Genomic DNA, 11851 nt, shown 5'->3' with positions numbered 1-11851 from the left:
CACAAGCCATTTGCCTGCCCTCTACAGGTGTATTCACCATGACAACTTCGACTGTTATTACAGCGCTCGACGCTCCGCCTGCGGCGCGCCGATCACGCCTGTTCAACCCGGGCTGGTTTCTGGTCACGCCATCCGTGGCGCTTTTGCTGCTGTGGATGATCGTGCCACTGGGCATGACCCTGTACTTTTCGCTGATCCGCTACAACCTGCTGTACCCCGGCGAAAACCAGTTTGTGGGGCTGGAGAACTTCACCTACTTCCTCACCGACTCCGGCTTCTTGCCCGGCGCCACCAACACCTTGCTGCTGGTGGGCAGCGTCTTGCTGATCAGCGTGGTGCTCGGTGTACTGATCAGCGCCCTGCTCGAAGCCAGCGAATTCATGGGCCGCGGCATCGTGCGGGTGCTGCTGATCTCGCCGTTTTTCATCATGCCCACCGTGGGCGCCCTGATCTGGAAAAACCTGATTTTCCACCCGGTGTCCGGGGTTCTGGCCGCCGTGTGGAAACTGTTTGGTGCTCAGCCCGTTGACTGGCTGGCGCACTACCCACTGCTGTCGATCATCATCATTGTGTCGTGGCAATGGCTGCCCTTCGCCATTCTGATTCTGATGACCGCCATGCAGTCGCTGGACCAGGAACAAAAAGAAGCCGCACGCCTGGACGGTGCAGGGCCCGTCGCGATTTTCTGGCACCTGACCCTGCCCCATCTGGCGCGCCCCATTGCCGTGGTGGTGATGATTGAAACCATCTTCCTGCTGTCTGTGTTCGCCGAGATCTTTACCACCACCAATGGTGGCCCCGGCTATGCGTCGACCAACCTGGCGTACCTGATCTACAACCAGGCGCTGGTGCAGTTCGATGTGGGCATGGCCTCGGCCGGTGGCTTGATCGCCGTGGTCATCGCCAATATCGCGGCCATCATTCTGGTGCGCATGCTCGGCAAAAACCTGACAGACAAAGCCTGAGGCCCGCCATGACTCTTCAACAATCCCGCCGCCTGCAAAGCCTGCTGCTCGGCACTCTGGCCTGGGCCATCGCGATCCTGATTTTCTTTCCGATTTTCTGGATGGTGCTGACCAGCTTTAAAACCGAAATCGATGCGTTTGCCACGCCACCGCAATTCATCTTCAGCCCGACCCTGGAGAACTACCTGCACATCGAAGAACGCAGCGGCTATTTCCGTTTTGCCTGGAACTCGGTGGTGATCTCGTTCACCGCCACCGCCCTGTGCATGTTGATCGCGATCCCGGCGGCCTACTCGATGGCGTTCTACGAAACCAAACGCACCAAGGGCACGCTGCTGTGGATGCTCTCCACCAAAATGCTGCCGCCGGTGGGCGTGCTGATGCCGATCTACCTGCTGGCCAAGACGTTTGGCCTGCTCGACACCCGCACCGCGCTGATCATCATCTACACCCTGATCAACCTGCCGATTGTGGTCTGGATGATTTACACCTACTTCAAGGACATCCCCAGGGACATCCTCGAAGCCGCCCGCCTGGACGGTGCCACCCTGTGGCAGGAAGTGGTCCGGGTGCTGCTGCCCATCAGCAAGGGCGGGCTGGCCTCGACTCTGCTGCTGTCGTTGATCCTGTGCTGGAACGAGGCGTTCTGGTCACTGAACCTGACGTCGTCCAGTGCTGCACCACTGACCGCCTTGATCGCGTCCTACTCCAGCCCCGAAGGCCTGTTCTGGGCCAAATTGTCGGCGGTGTCGACCCTGGCCTGCGCACCGATCCTGATTTTCGGCTGGATCAGCCAGAAGCAACTGGTACGCGGTTTGTCTTTCGGCGCGGTTAAATAAAAACAACGAGTGGAGGCCCATCATGGCCAACCTGAAAATCAAGAATCTGCAAAAGGGTTTCGAAGGCTTTTCCATCATCAAGGGCATCGACCTTGAAGTGCATGACCGCGAGTTCGTGGTATTTGTCGGCCCCTCGGGGTGCGGCAAGTCCACCCTGCTGCGCCTGATTGCCGGCCTGGAAGAAGTCAGCGATGGCACCATCGAGCTGGATGGCCGCGACATTACTGAAGTCAGCCCGGCCAAACGCGACCTGGCGATGGTGTTCCAGACCTACGCCCTGTACCCGCACATGAGCGTGCGCAAGAACATGTCGTTTGCCCTCGACCTGGCGGGCGTACCCAAGGCCGAGGTCGAGAAGAAGGTCAACGAAGCGGCGCGAATCCTGGAGCTTGCACCCTTGCTTGAACGCAAACCCAAACACCTGTCCGGCGGGCAGCGTCAGCGCGTGGCCATTGGCCGGGCGATTGTGCGCAACCCGAAAATCTTCCTGTTCGATGAACCGCTGTCCAACCTCGATGCGGCGCTGCGGGTGCAAATGCGCCTCGAACTGGCGCGCCTGCACCAGGAGCTGCAAGCGACGATGATTTACGTGACCCACGATCAGGTCGAAGCCATGACCCTGGCCGACAAGGTCGTAGTGCTCAATGCGGGCAAAGTCGAACAGGTCGGCTCGCCACTGGATCTCTATCACCAGCCGGCCAACCTGTTTGTCGCCGGGTTCCTTGGCACGCCGAAAATGGGCTTTATGAAAGGCAAGGTCAGCCGTCTCGATGGTCTGGGCTGCGAAGTCGAACTGGACGCGGGCACCCGCATCCAGCTGCCGTTCAGCGGTGCCTCGCTGAGCCTGGGCAGCCACGTGACCCTGGGCATCCGCCCCGAGCACCTGAACCTGGCCAACCCCGGTGACTGCACCCTGACCGTCACTGCCGATGTGGGCGAACGCCTGGGCAGCGACACCTACTGCCACGTGATTACCGCGTGCGGCGAGCCCCTGACCATGCGTATCCGGGGCGATATGGCGAGCCAGTACGGCGAACAATTGCACTTGCACCTGGACAGTGAACATTGCCACTTATTCGATGCAGACGGGCTGGCCCTTACCCGTCCATTGCGCGCTGCTGCCTGACGCCTGCGAACGCTTTTCTTGAGAGTGACGCCATGAAGTTAAATCGCTTTAACCTGCACAACCTGACGGACAAAGTGGCCAAACCGACGTACCTGGCGAGTGATACCCGACACGGGATCGCGCACATCGGGGTCGGTGGTTTCCATCGCGCGCATCAGGCGTATTACACCGATGCGTTGATGAACCAGGGCCGCGATCTGGACTGGAGCATTTGCGGGATCGGCCTGCGCCCCGAAGACCGCAAGGCGCGCGACGACCTGGCCAGTCAGGATTACCTCTATACCTTGTTTGAACTGGGCGACGGCGACGACACCCAGAGCCGGGTCATCGCCTCGATCAGCGACATGCTGGTGGCTGAAGACGGCATACAGGCGGTGATCGACAAACTGGCCAGCCCGGCTATCCGCATCGTCTCGCTGACCATTACCGAAGGCGGCTATTGCATCGATGACAGCAGCGGCGAATTCATGTCTGCGCTGCCTGCTATCCAGCACGATTTGGCCCACCCGAAAACGCCGAAAACCGTGTTCGGCGTACTCTGTGCCGCCCTGGCCCAACGCCGGGCAAACGGCACCCAGGCGTTTACCGTGATGTCCTGCGATAACCTGCCGCACAACGGCCGCGTGGCCCGTAAAGCCCTGCTCGCCTACGTCGCCTTGAGCGATGCGCACTTGCATGACTGGATCGCGGCCAACGTCAGTTTCCCCAATGCCATGGTCGACCGCATCACGCCCATGACCAGCAATGCCCATCGCCTGCAACTGCACGACCAGCTCGGTATCGACGATGCCTGGCCGGTGGTCTGCGAGCCGTTTATCCAATGGGTGCTGGAAGACAAGTTCGGCAATGGCCGCCCGGCGTGGGAAACCGTCGGTGTGCAGCTCACCGACGACGTGACACCCTATGAAGAGATGAAAATCAAACTGCTCAACGGCAGCCATCTGGCGCTGACCTACCTGGGGTTTCTCAAGGGTTATCGCTTTGTCCACGAGACCATGAACGATCCGTTGTTTGTGGCCTATATGCGCGCATACATGGACCAGGACGTGACCCCGCAGCTGGCGCCGGTGCCCGGCATTGACCTTGGTGCCTACAAGGACACCCTGGTGCAGCGTTTCTCCAACCAGGCCATTGCCGACCAGCTGGAGCGCGTGTGCTCCGACGGCTCGTCCAAGTTCCCCAAGTTCACCGTCCCCACGATCAACCGCCTCATCGCCGATGGTGCCGAGTTGAAACGCGCTGCTCTGGTGGTTGCGGCCTGGGCGCTGTACCTCAAGGGCGTGGATGAGAACGGCCAGACCTACGCCATTCCCGACCCGCGGGCCGAGTTTTGCCGGGCGCTGGTAGCCGACGATGCATTGATCGTGCAGCGACTGCTGGCCGTGGAAGAGATTTTTGGCAGTACGATTTCTCAGTCGGCCGAGTTTGTGGCGGCGTTTGAGTGGTGCCTGAACAGCTTGCGAGAAGCGGGTGTAAGCGGGACCCTGGAGAAATTGCTGCGGCTTTGAACCGCCCTCACCCCAACCCTCTCCGTAAGGGAGAGGGGCTTTTGATCTGGCTAAAAACAGGGTCTGCATGAACACTCGAAACTTATTCCTCGGCATCGACTGCGGCACCCAGGGCACCAAGGCGCTGGTACTCGACAGCCACACCGGCCAGGTCCTGGGGCTGGGGGCAGCGCCCCATACGCTGATCCAGGCCGAAAACGGCCGTCGCGAGCAAGACACCACGCAATGGCTGCACGCGTTGCAGGAAGCCACTCGCCAGGCTCTGGCACAGGCCGGGGTCAGCGGCCAGCAGATTCAAGGTATTGGTGTCTCGGGCCAGCAACACGGCCTCGTGTTACTGGATAAGCACGGCGAGGTATTGCGCCCGGCCAAGCTCTGGTGCGATGTCGAATCGGCCCCCGAAAACCGTCAGCTGCTGCACTGGCTGGGCGGTGAAGCCGGCTCTCTGGAGCGCCTTGGGCTGGTGATTGCGCCGGGTTATACGGTGTCCAAGCTGCTATGGACGAAAATCCATCACCCGCAGGTCTTTGCGCAGATCGCCCATATTCTGCTGCCCCACGACTACCTGAATTACTGGCTCACCGGTCGCTGTTGCACTGAGTATGGCGATGCCTCGGGCACCGGTTACTTCAATGTGCGTACCCGCCAGTGGGACCTCGATCTTTTGCGCCATATCGATCCCGAAGGCCGGCTTGAGCGGGCATTGCCTGAGTTGATCGGCTCCGAGCAACCGGTCGGCACCCTGCGCCCCGACGTGGCCCGACTGCTGGGGCTCAACCCCGGGGCCATGGTGTCCAGCGGTGGCGGCGACAATATGATGGGCGCCATCGGCACCGGCAATATCGAACCGGGAATCATCACCATGAGCCTCGGCTCATCGGGCACGGTGTATGCCTTTGATCCACAACCGCAGGTCAGCCCGGATGCCGCCGTGGCCAGCTTTTGCTCCTCCAGCGGCGGCTGGCTGCCCTTGATCTGCACCCTCAACCTGACCAATGTCACCGGCGCCGTGCGCCAGTTGTTCGGGCTGGAGCTGGACGCCTTCAATCAACTGGCCGGCCAGGCACCGATCGGCGCTGAAGGGGTCAGCCTGCTGCCTTTTCTCAATGGCGAACGCGTGCCCGCCCTGCCCGATGCCCGTGGCAGCATCCAGGGGCTTACACTGACCAACATGACCCGGGCCAACCTCTGCCGGGCGGCCATGGAGGGCACCACGTTTGGCCTGCGCTACGGCCTGGACCTGCTGCGCCACAACGGCTTGCAAAGCCACACCATACGGCTGGCGGGCGGCGGCTCGAAAAGCCCGCTGTGGCGCCAGATGGTTGCCGACATCATGGACACCCCGGTGGTGTGCACCGAACAAAGTGAAGCCGCTGCGCTGGGCGCGGCGATTCAGGCAGCCTGGTGTGTTGCAGGCGGCAAGCAGACCCTGGCAGAACTGTGCCAGCGCTGCGTACGCCTGGCCCCCGCCACTCAAACTTCGCCCGACGCCAACCACGTCGCGGCATACGAACAGGCCTACAACCGCTACCGACAACAGGTCGCGGCCTTAACCGAGTAAACGTTATGTATCTGATTTGTGGGGAAGCACTGTTTGATTTTTTCGCCCAGGCGCAAAGCAGCACACAGGCAGGCAAAGTAGAGTTCAAGGCCATTGCCGGAGGCTCGCCTTTCAACGTCGCCGTAGGTTTGCGCCGCCTGGGGATCGAAAGCGCACTGTTTGCCGGGCTGTCGACTGACTATCTGGGTCGACGCCTGAAGCAGGTGCTGCTGGACGAAGGCGTCAGTGACCGCTACTTGCTGGATCTGGACGCACCCACCACTCTGGCCATGGTTGCCCTGGACGCCAACGGCTCACCCGCTTACAGCTTTCGGGGCGAAGGCTGCGCCGACCGCCAGGTGCACAGCCATCACTTGCCTGAACTGGGGCCTGAAGTGCGGGGGCTGCACGTGGGGTCCTTTTCGTTGGTGGTGCAACCGATTGCGGACACCTTGCTGGCTCTGGTCAAGCGCGAAAGCGGACGCCGCCTGATCAGCCTCGACCCCAATGTGCGGCTTAACCCCGAGCCGGACATTGAAGTGTGGCGCCAGCGGATCAATGAGCTGATCCCCTATGCCGATGTGATCAAGGTCAGTGATGAAGACCTTGAACTGCTGTATCCGGGGCAAGACCCGCAGATGATCGCCCGGTCATGGCTGAGCCAGCGTTGCCAGCTGGTGTTTTTGACCCGTGGCAGCCAGGGCGCCAGTGTCTTTAGCCGCGAACACGGCCAGCGCTCAATCCCCGCCAGCGCGGTGACCGTCGCAGACACCGTGGGCGCGGGGGATACCTTCCAGGCGGCCGTGATTGCCTGGCTGACCGAGCATGAGCTGGACTCAGTCCAAGGGCTGCAACAGCTCAGTGCGATCCAGCTCGACAGTCTGCTCGCTTTCGCCAGCCGGGCTGCCGCCCTCACCTGCAGCAAGACCGGGCCCGACTTGCCGTATCGCGCTCAGCTGATGTAACCGCCGCCCTATAGCCGCCGCAGGACCTTCAGGGTCGCTGCGGCTACAGATACTTCAACTGTGGGAGCGAGCCTGCTCGCGAAGATCATTCGCGAGCAGGCTCGCTCCCACAGGGGCCTTGACCGGTAACGGAGTATCTGCAGGCTTGTGCGTGTTGTTTACCAGATCGACAGGTTGTAGCTGACGATCAGGCGGGTCTCATCCACGTCACGGGCGAACTGGGCGTAGTTGGTGCGGTAGGTGGCATTGCGCAAGCGCAGGCTGACGTCCTTGAACGTGCCGCTCTGCACGATGTATTTGAGCTCGCTGTCGCGCTCCCACTCCTTGCCTTCTTCGGTACTGCCCACCACCTTGATGTGGTCGCCATTCACGTAGCGGGTCAGGAACGACAGACCGTCAATGCCGATGGCCTTGAAGTCATAGTCGTAGCGCAGCTGCCAGGAACGCTCCTGGGCATTGGCAAAGTCGTTGACCTGCAAGTAGTTGACCAGATACGGGTTGCTGCCATCCAGGTACGGCATGGAGGTGTCGCCGTTCATGCGTTGCCAGCCCGCGCTGACTTTATGCCCGCCGAGCGAGTAACCCAGCATCGCCCCCAGGGCGCGGTTGTCGATGGTCGAGGCCCTGGCCGAGCCTGCATCATCACTTTTAAGCAGGCGCACATCGGCCGACAGCACACCCGGCCCCACCGGCTGGCTGGCCAGCAAACCGACAAACTGCTGACGGTAGATGTCTTGCAGCTCGGCATAGTGGTACTGCGCTGTCAGGCGCTCGTTCACCTTGTAGTCCAGACCGTACATGTTGAAGTGGTCGGCGGTGATGTTGCAGGCATAACGCTTGTTTTTGCAGTTCAGGCGCAGGTCCTGGGCGTCGGTGGAGTCCCGCGCGGTGTAGCGGTCAAGGCGCGAGGCCATGAACTTCAGGTCCTTGATGTCCTGGGAGACGAGCATGGCGCCGTTGAACATGGTCGGCAGCAAGCGACCATCGTTGTACTTGAGCAACGGCAGGTCAGGCAGCAGCGCACCGTACTTGAGCACGGTCTGTGACACACGCATTTTGGCGGTCAGGCCCAGCTTGGCGTATTGATCCTTGGAACGACGCGGATCGTTGCCGGTCGAAGGCAACAGACCGCTGTTGCTGTCGGCCGGGCTGGAGTCCAGCTTCAGGCCCAGCATGCCCAGTGCATCGAGGCCAAACCCCACAGTGCCTTCGGTATAACCCGATTGCAGGTTGAGGATAAAACCTTGCGCCGTTTCATCGCGCCTGGAAGCGCCCTGGGGGTTTGAAGTGTCGCCATCGCGAAAGTCGCGATTGAAGTAGACCGTACGCGCTTCCAGCTTTGCGCTGCTGTCTTCAAAAAAACCACCGGCCTGTGCCGGTGCGGCAAAACCGGTACACACTGCAAGCGCACCCAGGCGAGTAACCCGGCTCTGCGCCAGCAATGAAAAAGGGACAACCATGAACAAGCTCCAACAGCGAATACTGGCGAGAAAAGACCCACCAAAAAAATGGCCGCAATGGTACGAAAGGCTAGGGTCTGTTGACGTTTGGTTGTGGCCGCGCCGATAGCCCATGTGGTGCAGGGCAAGACGCGAGCAGCGTGGTTGGGTTGTTCCAAATAAGCTGCGAGCAACGCCGCCCTGCGCCACATGGGCTATCGGCCCTTCGGGTCGCGTGTCAAATTTCCCCAGGCAGCGTTGCAGGGCTTGAGAAGGGAACAACCATTCCCTTCACCCTGCGCCTTGCCTGGCAAAATTTGACCCAGCGACGCGGCTCACAACCAAACGTTAACAGACCCTAGGCCTTGGCCTCATTCGACCTTAGTCGCACTGTCAAAACCGCGGCTTGCAACATGGTTGATAGCTTTGAGCCGGTATCCGGCATTAAATAGACTTACTTTGAGATTCATCCTGGGAACCACCATGGCAATCAAGAGTTCAAGGCGGCGCCAGCGCTTGCAGGCCAGCGCCACCGAACAAGCCTTGCTTGAACTTAACGAAACCCTCGAGGCGCGCGTGGCCGAGCGCACCCGGGCGTTGGCCGAGGCCAACCTGCAACTGCAACGCGAAATACTGGAGCGCGCACGCGCCGAAGAGGCCTTGCGCCATGGGCAAAAAATGGAAGCCGTGGGTCAGTTGACCGGCGGCATCGCCCATGATTTCAACAATATGCTCACCGGCATCATCGCCAGCCTGGATTTGATGAAGCGCTTTATCGCGGCGGGCCGTATTGCCGAGGTGGAACGTTTTGCCGATGCGGCCGTGTCTTCCGCACAGCGGGCGGCCGCGCTGACCAACCGCCTGTTGACGTTCTCCCGCCGACAGTCACTGGACCGCCAGCCGCTGGATCCCAATCAGCTGGTGAGTTCGCTGCAGGCACTGTTCAGCAGCTCCGAGGGCACACACATCGACTTGAGCCTGGATCTGGGCCACAACATCTGGCCGGTAAACACCGACACCGGGCAACTGGAAAGCGCCCTGCTCAACCTGATGATCAACGCCCGCGATGCGATGCCCGAAGGCGGGACCCTGGTGGTCAAAACCGCCAATCAGTACCTCGATGCCCGTGAGCTGAGCACCCTGGAAGCGATTGATTCAGGCGACTATGTGATGCTGCAAGTCAGTGACAACGGCACGGGCATGACACCGCAAGTCCTGGCCAAGGCCTTCGACCCGTTCTTCACCACCAAGCCTGTTGGCCAGGGCACGGGGCTCGGGCTGTCCATGATCTACGGGTTTGCCCAGCAATCAGGCGGGCATGTCAGCATCAGCAGCCAAAGCGGCAGCGGTACCTGCGTGCGCTTGTACCTGCCGCGCTACCACAGCCCTGAAGACAAAACTCAGGCATAATCCGCGCCCTCGCAATAAGCCCCACAGTTCCAAGGTAAAGTCCCATGAAAGCTCAAGCCCGTCATATCCTGGTGAAAACCGCAGAAGAAGCCGAATCGCTCAAGCAACGCATCGCCAAGGGCGAAGCTTTCGATGTGCTGGCGAAAAAATTCTCCACCTGCCCGTCAGGCAAGCGCGGGGGTGATCTGGGGGAAGTGCGGCCGGGGCAGATGGTTGGCGTTATCGACCAGATCATCTTCAAAAAGCCGTTGCGGGTGGTGCACGGGCCAATCAAAAGCAAGTTCGGCTATCACCTGGTGCAGGTGTTTTACCGCGACTAAAAATACGTGCTGTGGGAGCGAGCCTGCTCGCGAAGGTCTTTCGCGAGCAGGGGTCAAGCACTGCCCTAGAACACTATTTCAAGGCTCTCAACCACATTCGACTGCTCGTCCGCCAGGCAACCGGTACGCCACTTGTCGAACGTCAGGCAAGGGTGCGAGGTGCCAAAGCTGATGATGTCGCCGATGTGCAGCTCAGTGCCCGGCGCAACGGTCATAAAGGCATGCTGGTCCATTACCGCCGTGACCTTGCACCCGCTGACATCATCCCCCACCGCAGGCACTACCCCTTCGCGATAGCGCTTTAACGGCATCGGCAAACCCGCGTCGTAGGCCACGTCACGCTTGCCCAGCGCAATCACTGCAAAGCCGGGTTCGGGCAACGATTGCACATGGGCCCAGACTTCCAGCGCCGGGCGCAAGCCTTCCTGCAAGTCGCTGCGACGGTCAAGCACACAACATTGCGCATCCTTGTAGATACCGTGGTCGTGGACCACGTAACTGCCAGGGCGCAGCACGCTGAGAAAATGTCCGCTGGCAGCCTCGGCTTCGAAGCCTTCGGCAATCAGGTCGTACCAGGCAGAGCCCGACGCGGTGATGATCGGCTTGTCCAGCGCAAACGCGCCGTCACGTTGCAGCTGCAACGCCAGACGCACCAGCGACGCAGCAAACGCACGAATCCCGCTGACCGCATGCTCGCCGTGAATCACGCCTTCGTAACCCTCGATCCCGGTCAAAGCCAGGGCCGGTTGTGCCTTGATGGCATCTGCCAGCGCCATGACTTCCTGCTCGGATCGGCAGCCACAACGCCCGCCCACCACACCGTACTCGATCATCACATTCAGGCGCTGGCCGCGTTCGGCGAAAAACGCCCCCAATGCCGCCACGTTGTCCGGGTGATCGACCATGCAGTGAAACTCAAACCCGGGATCTGTCTGCAACTGGGCAATCAGCGCCATATTGGCCCGACCCACCAGCTGGTTGGCCATCAGCACGCGACGCACGCCACCGGCATAGGCGGTGCAGGTCTGCACCGCACTGGCCAGGGTCAGGCCCCAGGCGCCTTGCTCCAGCTGGCGGCGAAACAGTGCCGGCGTCATGCTGGTTTTGCCATGGGGCGCGAGCACCGCACCACTGCGGGTCACAAAGTCCTGCATCCAGCGAATATTGTGCTCCAGCGCGTCACGGTGAATCACCAGCGCGGGCAAGCTGACATCTCGTACCAGACTGTCGCCGGGGTTGGCAGCGCCTTTAAGCACCTGGGCTTGGTTCAGCGTCTTCGACACACTCGACTCCTCACGTATTGTTTTTATGCGCGGTAACGGTGTTAGCGCTTGGCTTTGTAGGCGATGCAGTCGATCTCGACCCGGCAATCGACCATCATCATCGCCTGCACGCAGGCACGTGCCGGGGCGTGTTCGCTTTTGAAGTACGAGGCAAAGACCTTGTTGAAGCTCCAGAAGTCGCGGGGGTCTTGCAGCCAGACACCGGCGCGGACCACGTCTTCAAGGCCATAACCGGCCTCTTCGAGAATCGCGATCAGGTTCTGCATGGTTTTGTGGGTTTGCTCGACGATCCCGCCATTGATGATTTCGCCGTTTTCCATGGCCACCTGGCCGGACACATGCAGCCAGCCGTCGGCCTCAACCGCACGGGCGAAAGGCAAAGGCTGACCGCCTGCACCCACTGCGCCGGTACCAAAACGTTTGATGCTCATAGGGGGAACTCCACTGTAGGAAAGG

General features: G+C 60.8%; 10 protein-coding genes and 1 pseudogene. 8 read left to right on the top strand and 3 right to left on the bottom strand.

What is annotated here, in order from left to right:
- The first annotated feature begins 38 nt into the window (after positions 1 to 38).
- From ACZRMS_RS14595 to ACZRMS_RS14570, 6 genes are all read left to right on the top strand, one after another.
- The gene (locus ACZRMS_RS14595; RefSeq protein ID WP_463995805.1) at positions 39 to 965 is read left to right on the top strand and encodes a carbohydrate ABC transporter permease; all 927 of its coding nucleotides are present in this window, start codon (positions 39 to 41) and stop codon (positions 963 to 965) included.
- A gap of 8 nt (positions 966 to 973) precedes the next feature.
- Positions 974 to 1804 carry a carbohydrate ABC transporter permease gene (locus ACZRMS_RS14590; protein WP_463995804.1) on the top strand — a complete coding sequence of 277 codons (831 nt, stop codon included), beginning with the start codon at positions 974 to 976 and terminating at the stop codon, positions 1802 to 1804.
- 22 nt (positions 1805 to 1826) lie between these two features.
- The gene (locus tag ACZRMS_RS14585; RefSeq protein ID WP_463995803.1) at positions 1827 to 2930 is read left to right on the top strand and encodes an ABC transporter ATP-binding protein; all 1104 of its coding nucleotides are present in this window, start codon (positions 1827 to 1829) and stop codon (positions 2928 to 2930) included.
- A 32-nt stretch (positions 2931 to 2962) separates the two neighbouring features.
- Positions 2963 to 4438, top strand: coding sequence for a mannitol dehydrogenase family protein (locus ACZRMS_RS14580; RefSeq protein ID WP_463995802.1), 1476 nt, complete (start codon positions 2963 to 2965; stop codon positions 4436 to 4438).
- 67 nt (positions 4439 to 4505) lie between these two features.
- Positions 4506 to 5999 (top strand): xylulokinase, encoded by a 1494-nt coding sequence (xylB, locus tag ACZRMS_RS14575; RefSeq protein ID WP_463995801.1) that lies wholly within the window; start codon positions 4506 to 4508, stop codon positions 5997 to 5999.
- 5 nt (positions 6000 to 6004) lie between these two features.
- Entirely contained in the window at positions 6005 to 6943 is a 939-nt protein-coding gene (locus ACZRMS_RS14570; protein WP_463995800.1) for a carbohydrate kinase family protein, read from the top strand.
- A 158-nt stretch (positions 6944 to 7101) separates the two neighbouring features.
- Here ACZRMS_RS14570 and ACZRMS_RS14565 read toward each other — a convergent pair whose 3' ends face one another.
- Positions 7102 to 8403: an OprD family porin gene (locus ACZRMS_RS14565; protein ID WP_463995799.1), complete on the bottom strand. Its 1302-nt coding sequence runs from the start codon at positions 8401 to 8403 to the stop codon at positions 7102 to 7104.
- Between the two features lie 510 nt (positions 8404 to 8913).
- On the opposite strand from ACZRMS_RS14565, the pseudogene ACZRMS_RS14560 reads away from it, so the two are divergent.
- Together ACZRMS_RS14560 and ACZRMS_RS14555 are read left to right on the top strand one after the other, a co-directional pair.
- Positions 8914 to 9765 (top strand): annotated as a pseudogene (locus tag ACZRMS_RS14560) (ATP-binding protein); the annotation flags it as partial.
- Positions 9766 to 9836: 71 nt separating this feature from the next.
- Positions 9837 to 10112 (top strand): peptidylprolyl isomerase, encoded by a 276-nt coding sequence (locus tag ACZRMS_RS14555; protein ID WP_003445327.1) that lies wholly within the window; start codon positions 9837 to 9839, stop codon positions 10110 to 10112.
- A 65-nt stretch (positions 10113 to 10177) separates the two neighbouring features.
- Here the strand turns inward: ACZRMS_RS14555 and ACZRMS_RS14550 are convergent, their stop codons facing one another.
- Entirely contained in the window at positions 10178 to 11395 is a 1218-nt protein-coding gene (locus tag ACZRMS_RS14550) for an amino acid deaminase (protein ID WP_463995798.1), read from the bottom strand.
- A 41-nt stretch (positions 11396 to 11436) separates the two neighbouring features.
- A complete protein-coding gene (locus tag ACZRMS_RS14545) occupies positions 11437 to 11826 on the bottom strand; it encodes a RidA family protein (protein WP_003445324.1) in 390 nt (129 codons plus the stop codon).
- Between the last annotated feature and the right edge of the window lie 25 nt (positions 11827 to 11851).

The organism is Pseudomonas sp. B424 (genome assembly GCF_055408345.1).
Note: the sequence above shows the minus strand (reverse complement) of the source record. Positions and strands in the feature narration are given on the sequence as shown.

Bases quoted from the DNA above. Each gene is read 5' to 3' on its own strand.
- ACZRMS_RS14580 (WP_463995802.1), top strand. From the start codon at position 2,963: ATGAAGTTAAATCGCTTTAACCTGCACAACCTGACGGACAAAGTGGCC.
- ACZRMS_RS14590 (WP_463995804.1), top strand. From the start codon at position 974: ATGACTCTTCAACAATCCCGCCGCCTGCAAAGCCTGCTGCTCGGCACT.
- ACZRMS_RS14555 (WP_003445327.1), top strand. From the start codon at position 9,837: ATGAAAGCTCAAGCCCGTCATATCCTGGTGAAAACCGCAGAAGAAGCC.
- ACZRMS_RS14545 (WP_003445324.1), bottom strand. From the start codon at position 11,826: ATGAGCATCAAACGTTTTGGTACCGGCGCAGTGGGTGCAGGCGGTCAG.
- ACZRMS_RS14565 (WP_463995799.1), bottom strand. From the start codon at position 8,403: ATGGTTGTCCCTTTTTCATTGCTGGCGCAGAGCCGGGTTACTCGCCTG.
- ACZRMS_RS14595 (WP_463995805.1), top strand. From the start codon at position 39: ATGACAACTTCGACTGTTATTACAGCGCTCGACGCTCCGCCTGCGGCG.
- ACZRMS_RS14570 (WP_463995800.1), top strand. From the start codon at position 6,005: ATGTATCTGATTTGTGGGGAAGCACTGTTTGATTTTTTCGCCCAGGCG.
- ACZRMS_RS14585 (WP_463995803.1), top strand. From the start codon at position 1,827: ATGGCCAACCTGAAAATCAAGAATCTGCAAAAGGGTTTCGAAGGCTTT.
- xylB (WP_463995801.1), top strand. From the start codon at position 4,506: ATGAACACTCGAAACTTATTCCTCGGCATCGACTGCGGCACCCAGGGC.